Origin of the sequence: Thermogemmatispora aurantia, assembly GCF_008974285.1 — a bacterium.
GTDB classification, from domain to species: domain Bacteria; phylum Chloroflexota; class Ktedonobacteria; order Ktedonobacterales; family Ktedonobacteraceae; genus Thermogemmatispora; species Thermogemmatispora aurantia.
This window is the reverse complement of sequence record NZ_BKZV01000001.1, coordinates 718,454-735,755: the sequence shown is the minus strand read 5'-3', so window position 1 is coordinate 735,755 and position 17,302 is coordinate 718,454. Positions and strand designations below refer to the sequence as shown.

Below are 17,302 nucleotides of genomic sequence, written 5' to 3'. Positions count from 1 at the left end.
CTTGCCGCGAACGACGGGGATGAAGAGTGTAGAAGGGTGCCCGCCGTGGAGACTATAACGTTTGAGCGGGATGGAGCTGAGCCCTGGCTGCCAGTGCTCTCTTCCACGGCGGGCCTCTGGTAAGGAAGGTTATACTGTTTCTCTTTATTAGCTGATCAGGCTGCGCTGTGGCCAGATACCTCCGACCACGATAGGGCTACTGAGCCTGGGGAGCTGTCTGTTGAGGAAGGATGCGGCTCTATCGATGACGATTGCCCCTTGCCTCTGGCCTGGGACACCCGTTCCAGGCGCAGATAGCTGCTCTCGTCGTCGGGGACCAAGAGAAGGTGGTCACCCCTTCCGATCTCGCCTCGCAACAGCGCCTCACTGAGGCAGTCTTCCACCTCGTGGCGCACGAGCTGCCGCAGCGGACGAGCACCCGCGACGAGGAGCTGCCGCTGACCGCGACTGAGCAGGTAGTCGCGTGCGGCTGAGCTGATTTGCAGGTTGATGCCGAGTTGGGCCAGCCGCTGGCAGCTAGCGCCCAGCAATTGATCAACAATCTGGGCTAGATGCTCTCTCTTGAGGGGGTGAAAAGGGATAATGGCATCGAGTCGGTTAAGCAGCTCTGGCCGGAAGCTGTGCTGAAGCTGGGTGAGGAGCTGCTTCCACCGGCGTATTGGTGGCAGGCCGCTCCCGAAGCCGAGGATGGCGGCTTGTTCTGAGGAGGTGGGCAGATTAGTAGTGAGGATGATGATGGCCTCGCGGAAATCCACTAGTCGGCCCTGGCCATCGCTCAGGTGCCCATCTTCCAGGACCTGCAGGAGCAGGTCGAACAAAGCTGGATGGGCCTTTTCCAGGCCTTCGAAGAGAACAATACTGGCTGGCCGCTGGCGGAGGGCCTCGCTCAGGAGACCAGACTCCTTGTAGCCCTGATAGCCCGGTGGGCTGCCGAGCAAGCGCTGTACCTGCTGGCGCTCCGTGAAGGCGGCCATATCCAGTGCAATTAAGGCGCGTTCGTCTCCTGTCAGGACCTCGGCCAGGGCTGTTGCCAGATGGCTCTTTCCGACGCCGCTGGGGCCAACGAAGAGGAATGAGGCGGCGGGCCGTCGCGGATCACGTAGGTTGCTGCGCGCGCGGCGTACGGCCCGGGCGACGGTAGTGATGGCTTCTTCTTGGCCGGCGACTCGTTGCTGGAGCAGGTGCTCCAGGGAGAGCAAATACTGGGCCTCTGTGCCGCCTGGAAAGGTCACCTGCAGTCCTGTCCACTGCGCTACCACCGTGGCCACAGTCCCCTCGTCAACGCGCGGACGCGCGGCTGAGGTAGCTGAGTTCGAAGCTGCGGTACCTGGCAACTTCTGCATCAGCCACTCACTCTCGATGGTCAAAGCACGGCGCAGAAGCTGCTGCTCTTGTCGGCGTAGCTCTAGAGCCGTGGAGAAGTGCTGTTGACGTATGGCGGCCTCTCGTTTCGCTCGCAGGCTGGCTAACTCCTCGTGGAGCTGGCGCAGAGCTGGGGGCGGCAGGGCCTGGCGCAGGTGCAGCATGGCGGCCGCTTCGTCGATCAGGTCAATCGCCTTGTCTGGCTGGGCACGTCCGGCAAGGTAGCGTCCTGAAAGACGCACCGCCGCCTTCAATGCCTCGTCGCTGATGAGGACGCGGTGGAAGGCTTCGTAGCGTGGGCGTAGGGCCTGCAGGATCGCCAGCGTCTCGACGGCACCCGGTTCAGCGATGAAGACGGGCTGGAAGCGCCTGGCTAGGGCAGCGTCCTGCTCGAAATGGCGGGTGTACTCCTCAAAGGTAGTGGCCCCGATGCATTGCAGGTGTCCGCGGGCCAGCAGAGGCTTGAGCAGATTGGCCACGTTCGGGGCGCTGGCTGGGCCGCCGGCGCCGATGAGCATATGAATCTCATCGATAAACAGGAGAACGTCACCGGCACCCTTGATTTCCGCAAAGATACCCTGTACACGCTCCTCCAGGTCGCCGCGGTAGCGTGTACCGGCTAGCAGCAGGCCGATGTCGAGGGCGACAACTCGTTTGCCCCGCAGGCATTCTGGCACACTGCCGGTGGCAATGCGGGCGGCCAGTCCCTCGACAATGGCCGTCTTGCCGCAACCCGCTGGCCCGAGCAGCAGCGGGTTGTTTTTGGTATAGCGCAGCAGGATCTGAATTGTGCGCGTCAGTTCAGCTTCGCGTCCAATCAGGGGGTCCAGGCGCCCCTCTAGTGCCGCTAGCGTCAGATCGTGGCTAACACTGTTTAGTTCCGGGGTACGCTCATAGCGCTCACGGTAACTCGATTGGAGGTCACTGGCTGTGCTGGCTGGCGTGCCTGATGGAAGATCGGAGGCAGAGCTGCCTTGCGCTCCTGGCTCACCGGCCTGCGCAGGCGTGAAGGCGGCCTGGTCGGGCAATGAGCCAGGTGTGGCCAGGGCCTGCAAGCGAGCACGTACGCTGGCGCAGGTGATGCCAAAGCCTTCCAGCAGACCCAGCAGTAAAGCGACTTGGCGATCCTGGACGCTGAGGAGGCCCAGGAGCAGATGCTCTGGCGCAATGGAAGGTGCTCCTAGTCTCCTGGCGTAGAGAGCAGCGGCACGTAAGGCCGCCCGCGTCGCCGGGGAGAGCGTCTGACGGGACGCGTGGACACGCTTGCGCGGTCTGTCCAACGCCTCAATCATGTGGCGGAGCAGGGCAGGCCGCAGCATGAAGGAGGTCAGGAGTTGCCCAATGAGGGGATCGTTGAGGCGCAAGATGCCCAGCAGCAGTTGCTCATTGCCAATTAACCTGCGATGCCGTTTGCTGGCCTCTTCGCGTGCGTAGTGCAGGGCCAGGCGAGCAGCAGGTGTATAGGTTTCAGACACATGTTTCATTGATCTGGCCTTGTTAACCATGTCCTACAAAAATAAGCTCACCAGCTAGAAGAGACCACTACTTCCTCGCCCAGGCCGCGCTGACAGGGCACTGAGACGGAGGGAGGCAAGCAGGGGCCTGTGGACATAAATCAGCAATAATCGATAGGGATACATACCTCTACAATATCTCCTGTCGGCAGGAGGGGCGTCAGCCATAAGGGGAAAAGCAATCCCCTCCCTCCCTCCCTCCCTCCCTCCCTCCCTAGATACTGCTATGGCAGACGGACAATGCTGAGGTAGGAAAGGGGAAGAGCTAGACTGCTCGCTCTGAGACGAAGAAATAAAGGTCTCCTGCTCATAGTGGTGAGCTGTCTGATGTCCCTGGACTCCGTGTCGTGGATATGCTACGATTCTCTCGCGAACTTCATTCGAAGTTGCAGTTCAAGTAGCGTATTGCTTAGTAAAGCAGAGCAGGGGCAGCCTCGCCTGTCTCTGCTCTCTTCTTGCTCGCGACTGTGCCTCAAGCCAGCTCGCTCTGGCCTGCTGGCTTTCCTTGTTCTGATTGAAGAAGTGGAGGTCATTCTCCTATGAGTGAAGAGCAGCAACAGACGCGTGTGCCGGGACGCTACGGGTTGGATGAGATTGCCGCCAATCGCCTGGAAGCCTGGCCTAATCCGAACCCCGAGCGCGACTACGTCGTTCACCTGGAGATTCCCGAGTTTACCTGTCTCTGTCCGCGCTCGGGCTTCCCGGATTTCGCTACCATCGTCATCGATTATGTCCCTGACCGCTCGGTAGTTGAGCTGAAGAGCCTCAAGCTCTATATCAACGGCTATCGCGATCGGCAGATCAGCCATGAGGCCGCCACCAATACCATTTTGAACGATCTAGTGACACTGCTTGGGCCGCGCTGGATGCGTGTGGCTGGGGACTTCAATGTGCGAGGCAATATCAAGACGATTATCTTCGCTGAGTATGTCGCTCCCAACTATAGCGGTCCCCGTCCTGAATATCGGCGTCACATGACAGGGAGCAGCCTGTAATCAGCTCCGGCTCCGGAGCGAGAGAGGCACGACCAGTTGCCCACCTTCCCGGCGGCCGGTGGACCCCCGAGAGTGTCCGGCAGCCCGGGAAGGGAGGCAGAAGAGAGGGCCTCTCTCGCTGACCATAGCCCTGACCTAACCTGTCACTGTTGGCTCTGTCAGCGCGAGAGCAGAATTGGACTAAAATTGGTATTGTAATCGAATGTATCGATCTTTTCGTGCTTTTTGAGGAAATTGACGACTGCGTAGGTCAGTGGCGTCGCCACCACCTCGTAGCCAACCTTGAAAAGCCACTGCGTGAGCATCGCCGTCAGCAGCTCGGCAGCTGGGATCACGCCCCAGAAGGCGATCGTAATAAAAATCAGCGTATCCAGTCCCTCCCCTACGAGCGTCGAGCCGATGGTCCGCGTCCAGAGCCAGCGCCCCTTCGTCAGAATCTTGAGCTTAGCCAGGACGAAAGAATTGGCAAACTCGCCGCAGAGATAGGCCACGAAGGAGCCGAGCAGTAAGCGCGGCGTGAAGCCGAGAATGGCGTTGTAGGCGGCCTGCTGCTTCCAGAAGGAAGCGGCGGGGGCCAGCCCTCCCACAAAAATAGCGATCACCGCCAGTAGATTGCAGGCGAAGCCAAGCCAGATAACGCGCCGCGCAGCCGCATAGCCGTAGACTTCTGTCAAGACATCGCCGAACAGATAACTCAACGGAAAGACAATGATGCCCGCGGGCACGAGCAAGCCCGCCAGGGCGATGATCTTGACGGCAATAATATTAGCAGTAATCAAGCAGGTGACAAATAATGCCGCAATTGTTACGAACCAGAACGATACTCGCAACGGACTCATCCTTTCTTAGCGTTGACTCTGCGAACACCCGTCTGCCTGCCTTCAGATCTTCACAGGCTGTGCGCGTCTGCGTACAATATCAAGAGCAGTCGCCATCGCGCATCTATCCCGGTGACTCCTACTCTATCAGGCAGGTGGCAGCCGCTATCGTCTCTCGTTGGGGTGGTCACCCAACAGGCTCCGGCTGGAAGCACTCTGATCACACGATCACACGATCACACACACCTGACTCACCTGACCCGGCCAGCGTGAGGGTGAACAACTGGAAGGAGAAGCAAGCATGGCTCGTCCCAAAGCGATCGCTGTTGTCAGTGGGGGGCTTGATAGTGTTACTCTGGCCCATCTACTCCATGCCCAAGGGTATCAGCTCCATCTGCTCTCTTTTGACTATGGCCAGCGTCATCGCAAAGAGCTGTTCTTTGCCGAGCGCTGTGCCCAGCGTCTAGAGGCGGCTTTTTCTCTCCTCGATCTACGCCAACTTGGCCAGCACTTCAAAGGCTCGGCTCTAACCGATGAAAGCGTAGCTGTTCCTGATGGGCACTATGCTGCTGCGAACATGGCCATCACAGTCGTACCCAATCGGAATGCCATCATGCTTGCCATTGCTTATGGAATCGCCGTGGCCGAAGAGGCGGAAGTGGTAGCTTTTGCCGCTCACGCCGGCGACCACTTTATCTACCCTGACTGCCGCCCGGCCTTTATCGAGGCCTTTGGTGCAATGGAGCGCCTGGCGGTCGAGGGGCATGGGCACCCACGCCTGCATCTGGAAGCGCCCTTTGCCCACCTCAAAAAAGAGCAGATTGTCAGCCTCGGTGCGGCGCTGGGCGTTCCCTTCGTTGAAACCTGGAGCTGCTACAAGGGGGGCGAGAAACACTGCGGCACCTGCGGTACCTGTAACGAGCGCAAAGAAGCCTTCCAGCTGGCTGGTATCCCTGATCCCACTGACTATCTCCAGTAACCTGGCCCTGGGTGAGAAAGACAGAGGCTTCACCCAGGGCTGGCTTAGCAGGCGCAGCTCAGGTCGAGTGTGGAAACTGCCTCTTCGACGGTCTCCTCCTCAGCGCTATACCCTGAGAAGGCTTGCGGATTCTCCAGAGCCTGGTAGATGATAGCCTCCACCTCCGCCAGGCTATTGACGCGCACCAGGGCATTGCGGACATACTTAGCACCCGGGAAATGGCCCAGGTACCAGCCCATATGCTTGCGCAGCTCGACGAAATGATCCTCGCCCTTGAGCTGGGTATAGACTCGCGCGTGCTCCAGGGCCATCAGCAGGCGCTCCTCCCGGCTCGGGTTGGGGGGAGGCAGGTCGGCCTCCGTTGGCTCAATACCGGCATTGAGCAGGTTCTTCATGCGCTCGCGATCGCGGAAGATCCAGGGATTGCCCAGGGTAGCACGCCCAATCAGCACCCCATGCACGCCCGTCTCGCGGATGCGCTTGGCTGCCTCGTAGAGCGAGTGGATGTCACCATTGCCGAGAATCAGTGTATCCGTCTGGCGCACGATCTCTGCGGCGGTAGCGATGGCCTCCCAGTTGGCCTCACCCTTGTAATGTTGCACCAGCGTCCGCCCGTGCAGCGAGATGGCAAATGGCTCAGTCTCTAGCAGATGCTGTACCCAGTCCTTAATAACGATAGAAGCGTAGCCCAGACGCGTCTTCACTGAGACTGGGATCAACCGGCGCTCGCTGCGTGGCTGATCTCCCCAGAGGCGGATGCGCTCCTCATTCATCTGCCGGATGCGCTGGATGCGCTCCGGCTCCATTCCCAGATCCTCGAGCGTCTGGCCATTAGCCCAGTCGCGCACCCCGCGCTGGGTGGCACGGATGATCTCTTTCGCCAAGTCGGGCGTGCAGATCAGGGCCGCACCGCCACCACGGCTGGCCACGCTCTTGGCCGGGCAACCCATATTGATGTCGACGCCGTCGAAGCCTAGCTCACAGACCACGTGAGCGGCACGGTAGAAGGACTCCGGGTTATTGCCGAAGATCTGCGCGACCACGGGCCGCTCGGCGGGCGTGTAGAGAAAATCGCGAAAGATACGGTCGCTGCCTCGCCACAGGCCCTCGACGTTGGTAAACTCGGTAATCACAAGATCGGGCCGCCCATAGAGGCCATGCATAGTCCGGCATGGCGCGTCTGTTACTCCATCCATCGGAGCCAGCCCGACAATTGGTTGTGGTATCTTCTCCCAGAACGATGGGTACCTTGTCATATCTCCCTCTGGTGCCACCTTCCCCTAGTGGGTTGACTAGGTGCTGAATAGCGAGATGCCAGGCACTGAAGACTGGATACCAGGCGCATGGCAGCACCTGTCAAGCCCTTCTCTCTACCGACCTTATCATTGGAATTATAGCCTTGTCGTGCCCAATCTGGCAAGTCGGCCCTCTGTTTCTCTGGCTGTCTGGCATCCGGTGACGGCCTTGGGATATAATGGGCCGCAGGAGCAGTGGCGCTCGTTGTCGCTTCGGAACAGCGGAGTCCCTTGCTCTGCTCATCCTGTCTGGATCTCCGGCTGCAGTAAAGGAGTCTACGCGCGATGAATTTCTACTTGACTGAAGAGCAGCAATTAATTCGCGACACCGCTAGACGCATCGCCAGGGAAGTCGTTGCGCCTCGCGCTCCCGAGCTTGATGATACCGGGATCTACCCCGAGGATATTTTCCAGGTCTATAAGGAAACCGGCCTGCTGGGCCTGGGCTTCCCTGAAGAATTAGGAGGCAGTGGCGCCGGCATCTTTGGGCTAGCGCTGGCGATAGAGGAAATTGCCAAGGTCGACAATGCCTGTGCCCTCATCCTTCTCCTGACGCGCCTCTCCACCAGCGCCATTCTTAAAGCGGGCACTGAGGAACAGAAGAGGAAATACTGTGCTGGGACTGCGCGCGGCGAGCTGCGCGGAGCCTTCGGCCTAACCGAGCCAGGGGCCGGCTCCGACTCGGCCAATATTGCCACTCGCGCAGTAAGGAAAGGGGACGAATATATCCTTACCGGCACCAAATGCTACATCTCAGGTGCCAGCGTCGCCGATTTCTTCCTCGTTGCCGCCAAAACCGATCCCAGGGCTGGTTCTCGTGGCTTCAGCGTCTTCATCGTCGATCGTGACACACCCGGGTTCCGCGTTGGTAGAGAAGACCGTAAGATGGGCGTACATGGAGTTCCCACCTGTGAACTGATCTTTGAGGAGGCGCGTGTGCCTGCCCACAACCTGGTGGGCCGCGAGAACGAGGGCTTCAAGCTCATCATGTGGAATCTCAATTCGGTGCGTCCTTGCGTCGCGGCGCGCGGCGTTGGCACCGCCGAGGGCGCTATTCAATATGCTGTTGACTACGCGCGTCAACGTCAAACCTTCGGTCAACCGCTGATCGAGCACCAGGCCATTCAAATGATGATTGCCGAGGTGGCGATGCACATTGAAGCCTCGCGCCTCCTCACCTACCAGGCTGCACTGCTGGTCGATGAAGGAAAAGCCGATCGTGAGCACGCACACTTTCTCTCGATGGCCAAAGCCTTTGCCACAGAGACCGCGGTTGAAGCCTGCGATAAAGCTCTTCAGATCATGGGTGGCCTGGGCTACATGCATGAGTCGCTGACCGAGCGCTTCTATCGCGATGCGCGCCAGCTCACGATCGTCGAGGGAACAAGCCAGGTTCAGCGCCTGATTATCGCGCGCGCAGTGAAGGATAACCTGCTCAACTGGTACTAGGGGGAAGAAGCAGCCATTTTCCCTCACTCCGTATCATCTACCTCGATCTCAGCAAGCTGGTTGCTGGCCCGGTCGTGGCCCGCCTGAGAGACCGGGGCTGCCGGTATCCCTGCCTGGGTCAGGTCAGGCCCCGGTAATGGTAAGAGACAGGTCTTTGCGGCGGCAGCAGGCAAGAAGGAGCAACGCCGGCTCCTCACCCGGATAGGCAAGGCCGGTTCTCTCTTGCCTGCTGTTACCTCCTTGCCCGCTCAGGCTGCTCGCTCAAGCGGCTCGCGCCTGAGTGGCAAGCTGGCGCTGGATAAAAGCACCGATATGCTGGATAGCGTGGGTGGCCTCGGGCATCCAGGGAGCGCCGATTTGCCAGACATGCCACATGCCTTCCCAGATTTCCAGCTCTACGGTTACACCGGCCTGGCGCGCCCGCTCAGCAAAAGCGATCACATCGCTGAGGAGAATCTCATCGCTGCCTACCTGCAAGAACAGTGGCGGCAGGCCGTGCAAATCAGCGTAGAGCGGGGAAAGCAATGGCTCCGTCGGATCATGGTCCCCCACGTAGGCAGCGACCAGGGGGCCAACGGTCTCGACACGCAGAACCGGGTCGCGCTCGGCATGGGTGCGCAGCGACTCGCCCTTGCCATCGAGGGCTGTTGCGGGCGATAAGCAGACCGCCGCTGCTGGCAGAGCTTCGCCAGCGGCTCGCAGAGCTAGCAGGGCCGCCAGGACAAGATTGCCGCCGGCAGAATCACCGATCAGAACAGCCTCTGAAGCCTGGCAATGTTCCCTGAGCAACCAGCGGTAGGCGGTCAGCGTATCCTCAAGCGCTGCCGGAAAGGGATGTTCAGGAGCCAATCGATAGTCAATGGCAAGCGCCTCCAGCTGCGCCGCTGCCGCAATGCGAGCCACCAGGCCACGATGACTGCGTGGTGAACCCATAACAAATGCCCCTCCATGCACGAACAAGACCGTGCCACGGCGGCGCTTGCCAGGGGGCAAGACCCACTCCGCTGGAACTCCACCTGCCGAAACCGGCTCGGTCACTGTGCCACAGGGAACCGAGAGAGAGAGAAACCAGTTCCCTTTCTCCATGCTTGCTCGTAGCTGGGCAATGCTCACATCTGCTCGATTGCTGAGCGAGCCAAGGCGCACAAGGTGACGAAACAAGATGCTTCGCAGGCTGGGCATAACGCGCTCTTTTCCAGAAGCCTTTCGCTTGTGTCATAAGCCAGCCGGCCGCTTATTGGCAGGCCGGCTGAGAAGGAGCCAAAGCATTATCGGCTCCCTCGCTTTGATAGTCTACAATTCTCCACTGATGATTGCTATCCTCCTGCAGTGTGAGCGTCAGGCGATAGCTACGCTGGAGTTTGCTACGGGTGACCTCATAGGTAGAACTCCAGGTGTTGTCCTGGATAACGGTTGTGCCCTCGACCTGCTTATAGTCCACCACAGTGCCAAAGCAAGCATCGTAGTGTTGGGCTTGAGCAATAAAGGTGCTCTGGGCGCCTGGTTGGAGGGTCATGGGGGGACCAAGATAGCGATAGGCCTGAGCGTAATCCTGGGTTCCCAGGGCGGCAAGAAAGTTACTGGCGGTCACTGCTGCATCCTTGCTGAGACTCATGCCGATACCCAAATTGACGGCGGCGAAGGTTCCCATGAAGCCACAGATTCCGCAGATGACCAAGGCGGCGATAGCCAACCACCACCAGCGCCATTTACGTCTGCGAGGAGGCTCTGGCTCGACATCAACGTCATCAGGAGGAGGCCAGGCGGCAGGCGATCTCCACCCTGCCGACCGACGACGGGAGCGGTAGCGGTGACCATTGGCCCCGTTGGCCATCTCAAACTCAGCGAAATCCTCTTCGTAGCGCTCCTGAGACTCTTCATCCCGGTCCCTGCGTCCTGGCATGCGATCCTCCTGCCATGTGCTATTGCATCGCGATAGCTTGTCCACAGGTATCGCTCTTTGACTGCGCGCAGCAGAGCGCGCTGTACTGTCACAGGCGACACCTGTTCCCGAGCTTACTCGCTTTCACACTCGCTGCTCTTAATGACATTATGAATGGGGAACCGCCCGAGAGGCAAGCCAGGCTGACCTGCTTGCAAGAAGCGAAGCAGGGAAAAGCGCCACCAACTCATCCCTGCGTGAGAATGACCCCACTCAGGCGGGCGCGGGCGCGTTGGAGCTGCTCACTCGCCTTCTTTGTGGCCATCCGTGTACTGCGTCCCAGAACAACTACCAGGAAGGTCTGGTCAACGTAAGCACCCAGCAGCGAAGCATCGGCGCCTTCCAGAACGGGGGCTCCATGCACCACCAGCAAGCCTGATTGGCCCTGGCCCTCCTCTAGAAAGCGGCGCAGACTCCGGAGCAGCTCGGGTAAACGAGCTGCATAAGGAGCCAGCCCGTGCGGCATCCCTCCTATACCACTACTCAGCAGCCAGAGGTGAGGTACAAACGTTGGCGCCAGGTAGCGGCTCACCTGTTGTGGCGTCACAGCCTCTTCCTGCAAGAGCATATCCGAGAGACCCGGACCCTGACTCAGGCCGAAACGCTGGCTCAGTCCGGGGTGGCGCACGTGAGCCTCAATCAACACCGTCGGCAGACCGCTTTGAGCCGAAGCAATGGCCAAATTAGCTGCCACTGTTGCCTGCTCCTCTGGATGAGACGGACTGGTCAGCAGTAGTGCCAGAGAACGCTGCTGGCTCTCCCAGTTCAGGCGGATGGTAGCGAATAGCGAGAAGACCGCCTCAACGTAGGCTGAACCAGGATCATAATCCGATAACAAAGGCTGCATCTGTGTATGTGATTCACCCACGATACAATCTCCCGAGCTGCCAAAAGATCAGGCTGTCAGGCTGCTGGGCTTGTTGGCCTGCGAACCCCGAATGATCTGCCTGCCAGCCGTTCATTGTTGTCGCTCTCACCTTGCATCCTCCCCCCTTATCTGTCCTCTCCTCTCGGTCGTTAGAGCAATAGCAATTTGCCGAAGCATGGTTACTTGTACACTTACTGAGAGATCGCCTGCCTTCAGGAGCTAGCTGGAGTGGAGTGAGCAGCTCAGGGCACCGGGGCGGGAGGGACTTGCCGTCGCTCTCGCTGCTCCCCAGAGCGTGGTGCCCGGGGCAGCTCACCATATACCGGCAACTGTAGTAGCTCAACGACCTCCTCGGCGCTACGAAGGCGATCATCCAGGTAGTCTACCAGGAAAGCCAGCGCCAGACCAATAATCAGAGCCACGAGCATGATCGCGGCCAGAAGCGTCAAGCGGTTTCCCGCTGAACCGGCGCCAAGGGTGGGATCGGAGGCGGGACTGACCAGGCGCCCAATAGCTGCCGGCTGCAGCTGCTGCGCACCGGGACTGGCTCCTGGCGTTCCCTCAATGATATAGTCAAGATAGGTATTCAGATGGCTCGTCAGCACCTCGCCCACAGCATTGGCAATGGCCCAGGCGCCGGGGGCAGAAGGCCAACTGACGTCGATGGTCACCAGGTTATGCGACCGGCTGGCCGAAAGCGCTCCTCCAATCGCGCTCGGATTCTGCCAGTCGCCTAGGTCAGGGCTATTCCCGTAACGCGCCTGGATCGCCTGCATATCCTGACCGATCTGGTCCGAGACGGCCTGGTCGAAGCCAGGCATAGTAACCACGCTCGGCACGGCATCGGCCAGCGACTCGGCCACCTGCATATCTTCGATATAGCTAGGTATCATGCTGCGAGGCTCCGGTTGCAAGCCCACCTGAATCGTTACCGTCGAGTGGTAAGCTTTCAGCGCGCCGGGCGTCTTCCAGAGATGATAGCCCTGGTAAGTAACATAGAGAGCGGCAATAACAACCACTAGTATAACGAGCCAGAGACGGCGCCTAACGACACCCCAATAAGCTCGCAATTCCACGATTAACTATCCTTCCTCTCTTCTTCTTGGCTTGGCATACATAAGAGAAGCCAGCAGTAGCGGAGCGGACTGCTGAGCCGCCAGGCTATGGCGCTCCAGAGGCCCCTGCCTCACGCCGTGGTTTGCCCTTCACTGCGACCGAGGGGTGAGCAAGAGTCTGCTCGTGTGACTGGCGCTCTGCCAGTTTCGCCTCGATGAATTGCAGCATGCGGCGCTGGAAACGCGGCTTATCGAACTCCAGCGCATGCTCACGAATCCTATAAGGATCGAAGGCCCGCTCATCGAAGGTAGCCAGCACGGCGGCCAGGCTCTCCACCGTCTGCTCGCGGAAAAAGACGCCGGTCACGCCCCCAATCACGGAAGCCAGAGCGCCGCCGGCGCCATAGGCGATGACCGGACGGCCCGAGGCCTGGGCCTCCAGCGGCGTGATACCGAAATCCTCCTCGCCCGGAAAAATCAGGGCCCGGCAGTGCGCAAAATAGTCCAGCACCTCCGCATCGCTGAGTTGGCCAGCAAAGCGGATCGTTGGCCCAGCCAGCCGTTGCAAGCGAGGCAGATCACGCCCTTTTCCAATAATGACCAGAGGCAGACGTAAAGCATTGCAAGCCTCGATGGCCAGATCAATGCGCTTGTAAGGAACCAGGCGGCTCACAATCAGAAAATAGTCACCTCTAGCTTGCGGCTCAAACTTGAAACGGCTGGCATCAACCGGCGGAGGAATGACCACTGCCTCGCGACGGTAGTACTTGCGGATGCGCTCCGCCACCACGGGAGAATTGGCGATAAAGTGGTCAACGCGAGCCGCCGTCACCTGGTCCCAGAGGCGGAGCCTGCTGATCAAAAACGGCAAGAGGCTGCGAGCCAGGCGTCCCAGCTGCTCGCGCTCGACGTATTCCTCGTAGTTCCAGCACCAGCGCATTGGCGTATGGCAATAACAAATATGCAGCGTCTCCGGGCGCGTAATCACCCCTTTGGCGAAAGCGCTAGAACTGCTCAACACTAAATCGTAGCCGCGCAGATCCAGACTTTCCATTGCATAGGGGTAGAAGGGCAAATAGGGCTGGTGATGGCTCGTCACCAGAGGAAATTTCTGCATAAAAGAGGTGCGGATATCCATCCGCCGAAACGCGGGATCAACCCGTTTCGGATCGTAGATAGAAGTATAGAGGGGGGCGTCGGGAAACAGTTCGTGTAGCGCCAGAACAACGCGCTCCGCACCCCCCATCTGATTCAGATAGTCATGGACGAGCGCTACTCTCATCGTTTTTAGTATGCACCCCGCCTGAAAATGACCGCAGGAATCGTGCTCAACAGGATCTGAAAGTAGAGGCGCAGCGACCAGTTCTCAATGTAGTAGAGGTCGAGCAAAACGCCCTCATCGAAGCTTAAATCACTCCGCCCGCGCACCTGCCAGAGGCCGGAGATCCCCGGTTTAATAGCCAGTCTACCCTTCTGCCACTCCTCGTACTGAGCGACTTCGCGGGGCAGCGCCGGGCGGGGGCCGACCAGGCTCATCTCTCCTTTGAGCACATTGATGAACTGGGGAATCTCATCCAAACTCAGCTTACGCAGAAGACGCCCAACGCGCGTTATGCGTGGATCAGCGCGCATCTTGAAGAGTGGTCCCTGCGCCTCATTGCGGTCGAGCAGAGCCGCCAGCATCTGGTCAGCGTTCTGATACATCGAGCGAAACTTATACATCTGGAAAGGCTTACCGTTTAGCCCGATGCGCGTCGACTTGTAGATCACGCTGCCGGGCGAGTCCAGGCGGATAGCCAGGGCAATGCACAGCCAGAGCGGGGCGCCCAGAAGCAAGATCAGGCTGGAGACCACGATATCAACAGCGCGCGTGACGGCCCGCTGCCAGCGGTTGAGCGAAGACTGCTTGATGCCGATGAGGGGGATACCCTCGATCGACTCCATATCGATGCGCGAGAGACTCAGCTCATAGAGGTCGGGAATGAGTTTAAAAGAGGCACCTAGCCGCTCGCAGAGGCGCACAGTCCTGATCACCTGCTCATGCAAGTGAGAGGGCAGAGCGATGATCACCTCATCGACCTGCATCGAGCGGATGGCCATACCCAGGTCATCCAGCGTACCCAGCATCTTGAAGCGGCCAAAATCGCCGGGAGCGTTCTCCAGGTCGTGGAGAAAGCCCACAATGGAGTAGCCCAGGCTGGGGTTAGCCGCGACGTGCTGCATAATCATCTTGGCCAGGCGACCTGAGCCGACCACCAGGACGCGAGTCTCCCCCAGACCAAGCTGGTAGAGCGTGCCCATAATAGCCGAAGCGATCAGGCGCCCGAGGCAGAGCAGCACGATCGAGATGGCCCAGACGAAGGGTACCAGCAAGCGCGAATTGGCTGTCGGCTGAAAGACAAAGTAGTAGGTGATCAAGAAGGCCATGCCGATGGTGGCCGAGCTGGTAATCGTCCACATCTGGCGGAACCAGGTACCGGTCAGGCGCAGCCGATAGAGGCCGCGAACGGCGAAAATGGCGATAGCTCCGATCACGATGCCGGCCTGCATCTCGGTCAGCTTATCGAGAGGGATAAATGTGGCATGGCTAGGACTGGCATCGGTCAGGGCACGGCGCAGACGATCGAGCCAGGGACTTTCAAACAGCAGCTGGAAACGGATAAGGTAAGCAAGATAGAACGAAATCGCGACCAGGGTGGCATCTAGCAGCACCATCACGAGGCACTCAAGGATGCGCCACTGGCGGCGATGGGAGCGCCGCTGTGAGATAATACGAGTCAGTTGGCCGGTAGCTCCCGTCACTCCCATGACCCCCGTATTGCCGGCCATCATACTGGCACCTGTCGCTGAAGCGGTGGCCTCGGCTGGGGACTTCGGCGTTGCGCTCGCCGGACCCGCTGCTGGCGTTCTGGAGAGCTGTGCTTGTGAGAGTTCGCTACCTTTCACGGCCATATACCTGCTTTTTTGAACGTTTTATCACTCAAGAGAAGAAACATGTTGCTCCTTGCGTTGCGACCACGGCTCAGGCTGCTGTGGCTCTGGCGGCTTCTCGCTGAGGGCCTCCTCATAGACAGCTCGCATCTGGCGAGCCATTGTGCGCAGCGAGAAGCGTTCTGCCACCGTACTGGCCATTGCGCGGCAGTGCTGCCGGTAGGCCTCATCGCTGAGCGCCCGGTACAGGGCGTTCGCCAGGGCGTCCACATCGCGCGGCTCTACCGTCAGAGCCACGCCGGAACCTGCTTCGGGCAAGCTGGAGACAGTAGAGGTGACCACCGGCAGCCCGCAGGCCAACGCTTCTGCTACCGGCAGTCCGAACCCTTCATAGAGGGAGGGATAAGCAAAGGCCGTGGCTGCATGATACCATAAAACCTGCTCGCTGTCCGCGATGAAACCCGGGAATAGGACTTCTGACTCAAGCCCCAGGCGGCGAACGCGGGCAAAAATCGAATCATAGAGCCAGCCCTTGCTCCCCGCCAGCACGAGCTTCTCCCGAATGCCCTGCTGGCGCTTCAGACGAGCAAAAGCCTCAATCAGTGTATCGAGATTTTTGCGTGGTTCTAGCGTCCCAAAATAGAGAATAAACCCATTCTCAAGTCCATAACGGGCGCGTAGCGCCCGTACTGCCTGCTCATCCTGCTGGCTGGCAGTGAAGCGAGCGTCGATGCAGGGGTAGACGGTACGCAGACGCTCTGCCGGCAGAGAGAGCAGCTCGATGGCATCGCGTCGCGTGCTTTCTGAGACCGCGATGATCAGCGTTGCGCGGCGTAGACTATGTACCGTAAAGGTGCGCTGATAGAGCCGTTTTGGGCCTGTCAGAACCTCCGGGAAGCGGAGAAATGCCAGGTCATGGAGAGTCACCACGCCGTGGCAGTCCGCTGGCAACCGGAAAGGGAGTACGTTCACCGGCGAGTGCAGCAGCTGGATGCGCCGCTGGCGCAGCTCGCCCGGGAGCTTCAGCTGCTCCCAGGCCACGCGCCTCACAGGCTGCTCTTCTGGCCAGGGGGCACTGATATAGGTCAGCTGCGGATGGCGTGCCACCGCCGCTAGCTGCTCCTCCACCTCAGGACCATTGACAAAGATAGTATAGCAATGCTCGCCAGGTTCCTGGGCCAGCCCTTCCAGCAACCGGCGGATATAGCGGCTCACTCCACTATTACGATAGCTCTGGCTGTACGATAAGAGCTGGGCATTGATCCCAATATGCATAACAACTGCTGCCCCTCCCAGAAAGGCGTATTCCCTATTCTATGCTATAGCAGCTGCTATAACCTGCCAGAAGAACGGCTTGTAGGCTGACCTGGTAACAACTCTGGGCCTTTTCACCCGCCCTTTGTCTGCTCTTGCCTCCCGAGAACAATAGCTCAGCTTACCAGCACTAACTTGACTTGCCTTTGTACCACCTGCTTCCACTACCCTATTACGGATAAACGCATGGCTCTGTCCTTTAGACACAGGGAATCCTCGCCGTCTCTGACCAGCCCGCCCGGACGCATAGAAGGACCAGCTCCTGGCTCTGGCTCTGAGTGCCTGTGGCCTGGCCAGATTTTCTCTGCTCTCTCATTGGCCTGAGTCTGGTTTCACCCTGGCCCCCAGAACCACTCAGGCCAGCTTTCTTGACCACAGCCCCTTGCCTGTATACAATGCAAAAAAGGAGGCATTCCTCCTGGTCGGCTACCAAAAGCGAGCTGCCTGCTCACAGAGCGAGCCAGCCGGAGAGGGGGGAAGAGCAGCGGAGACGGCAGCTAGCCGGACAGGAGATTGTCGTGAGAGGGAAGGGCAGCGCCAGCAGCGCCTGAAGAAGGTACGCGCGGTCCTGTGATCAGCAAGGCTGTCTGCTTACGCATGCTGAGGAGGAGCCGACCAGGGCGGGTGGGGCTGGGCCTGGTGGCGCGGCTTCTACTCGGCCTTGCTATGCCTTTCCCATGCGTTGCGTTTTTCTCGGCGTCGGTGTAATATAGCCTAAAGTCTCGGAATTGCCTAGTGTGCACATCACTCAATCGCGAGCTATCAAGTACGGGAGAGAAG

13 protein-coding genes are annotated in these 17,302 nt (G+C 59.4%); 3 read left to right on the top strand and 10 right to left on the bottom strand.

The genetic code is table 11. The features are described 5' to 3' along the window. Positions 1–155: 155 nt before the first annotated feature. Positions 156–2,846, bottom strand: a complete 2,691-nt coding sequence (locus KTAU_RS02780; protein ID WP_170293008.1) for an ATP-dependent Clp protease ATP-binding subunit — start codon at positions 2,844–2,846, stop codon at positions 156–158. Positions 2,847–3,415: 569 nt separating this feature from the next. Here KTAU_RS02780 and queF point away from each other — a divergent pair. Further along, on the top strand, positions 3,416–3,871 hold the full coding sequence (gene queF / locus KTAU_RS02775; protein WP_151726920.1) for a preQ(1) synthase: 456 nt from the start codon (positions 3,416–3,418) through the stop codon (positions 3,869–3,871). 158 nt (positions 3,872–4,029) lie between these two features. Here the strand turns inward: queF and KTAU_RS02770 are convergent, their stop codons facing one another. Then, positions 4,030–4,701, bottom strand: coding sequence for a queuosine precursor transporter (locus KTAU_RS02770; RefSeq protein WP_228026289.1), 672 nt, complete (start codon positions 4,699–4,701; stop codon positions 4,030–4,032). Positions 4,702–4,990: 289 nt separating this feature from the next. Between KTAU_RS02770 and queC the strand changes: the two genes are divergently transcribed. Beyond that, entirely contained in the window at positions 4,991–5,668 is a 678-nt protein-coding gene (gene queC / locus KTAU_RS02765; RefSeq protein WP_151726918.1) for a 7-cyano-7-deazaguanine synthase QueC, read from the top strand. A 44-nt stretch (positions 5,669–5,712) separates the two neighbouring features. Here the strand turns inward: queC and KTAU_RS02760 are convergent, their stop codons facing one another. Further along, positions 5,713–6,924, bottom strand: coding sequence for a tRNA dihydrouridine synthase (locus KTAU_RS02760; protein WP_151726917.1), 1,212 nt, complete (start codon positions 6,922–6,924; stop codon positions 5,713–5,715). 324 nt (positions 6,925–7,248) lie between these two features. On the opposite strand from KTAU_RS02760, the gene KTAU_RS02755 reads away from it, so the two are divergent. Beyond that, positions 7,249–8,412: an acyl-CoA dehydrogenase family protein gene (locus KTAU_RS02755; RefSeq protein WP_151726916.1), complete on the top strand. Its 1,164-nt coding sequence runs from the start codon at positions 7,249–7,251 to the stop codon at positions 8,410–8,412. Positions 8,413–8,673: 261 nt separating this feature from the next. Here the strand turns inward: KTAU_RS02755 and KTAU_RS02750 are convergent, their stop codons facing one another. The 7 genes from KTAU_RS02750 to KTAU_RS02720 all read right to left on the bottom strand — a co-directional run bounded on the left by KTAU_RS02750 (position 8,674) and on the right by KTAU_RS02720 (position 16,483). Further along, a complete protein-coding gene (locus tag KTAU_RS02750; RefSeq protein WP_151726915.1) occupies positions 8,674–9,594 on the bottom strand; it encodes an alpha/beta hydrolase in 921 nt (306 codons plus the stop codon). Between the two features lie 52 nt (positions 9,595–9,646). After that, positions 9,647–10,315, bottom strand: coding sequence for a hypothetical protein (locus tag KTAU_RS02745; protein WP_151726914.1), 669 nt, complete (start codon positions 10,313–10,315; stop codon positions 9,647–9,649). Positions 10,316–10,541: 226 nt separating this feature from the next. Then, complete coding sequence (locus tag KTAU_RS02740) at positions 10,542–11,222, bottom strand: CpsD/CapB family tyrosine-protein kinase (RefSeq protein WP_151726913.1); 681 nt, start codon at positions 11,220–11,222, stop codon at positions 10,542–10,544. Between the two features lie 242 nt (positions 11,223–11,464). Next, complete coding sequence (locus KTAU_RS02735) at positions 11,465–12,298, bottom strand: YveK family protein (RefSeq protein ID WP_151726912.1); 834 nt, start codon at positions 12,296–12,298, stop codon at positions 11,465–11,467. Between the two features lie 85 nt (positions 12,299–12,383). Next, entirely contained in the window at positions 12,384–13,559 is a 1,176-nt protein-coding gene (locus KTAU_RS02730) for a glycosyltransferase (RefSeq protein ID WP_151726911.1), read from the bottom strand. Between the two features lie 5 nt (positions 13,560–13,564). Then, positions 13,565–15,223, bottom strand: a complete 1,659-nt coding sequence (locus KTAU_RS02725; RefSeq protein WP_170293007.1) for a sugar transferase — start codon at positions 15,221–15,223, stop codon at positions 13,565–13,567. 30 nt (positions 15,224–15,253) lie between these two features. Further along, positions 15,254–16,483: a glycosyltransferase family 4 protein gene (locus KTAU_RS02720; RefSeq protein WP_151726909.1), complete on the bottom strand. Its 1,230-nt coding sequence runs from the start codon at positions 16,481–16,483 to the stop codon at positions 15,254–15,256. Positions 16,484–17,302 lie beyond the last annotated feature (819 nt).

Bases quoted from the DNA above. Each gene is read 5' to 3' on its own strand.
- KTAU_RS02750 (WP_151726915.1), bottom strand. From the start codon at position 9,594: ATGCCCAGCCTGCGAAGCATCTTGTTTCGTCACCTTGTGCGCCTTGGC.
- KTAU_RS02720 (WP_151726909.1), bottom strand. From the start codon at position 16,483: ATGCATATTGGGATCAATGCCCAGCTCTTATCGTACAGCCAGAGCTAT.
- KTAU_RS02730 (WP_151726911.1), bottom strand. From the start codon at position 13,559: ATGAGAGTAGCGCTCGTCCATGACTATCTGAATCAGATGGGGGGTGCG.
- KTAU_RS02745 (WP_151726914.1), bottom strand. From the start codon at position 10,315: ATGCCAGGACGCAGGGACCGGGATGAAGAGTCTCAGGAGCGCTACGAA.
- KTAU_RS02780 (WP_170293008.1), bottom strand. From the start codon at position 2,846: ATGAAACATGTGTCTGAAACCTATACACCTGCTGCTCGCCTGGCCCTG.
- KTAU_RS02760 (WP_151726917.1), bottom strand. From the start codon at position 6,924: ATGACAAGGTACCCATCGTTCTGGGAGAAGATACCACAACCAATTGTC.
- KTAU_RS02755 (WP_151726916.1), top strand. From the start codon at position 7,249: ATGAATTTCTACTTGACTGAAGAGCAGCAATTAATTCGCGACACCGCT.
- queC (WP_151726918.1), top strand. From the start codon at position 4,991: ATGGCTCGTCCCAAAGCGATCGCTGTTGTCAGTGGGGGGCTTGATAGT.
- queF (WP_151726920.1), top strand. From the start codon at position 3,416: ATGAGTGAAGAGCAGCAACAGACGCGTGTGCCGGGACGCTACGGGTTG.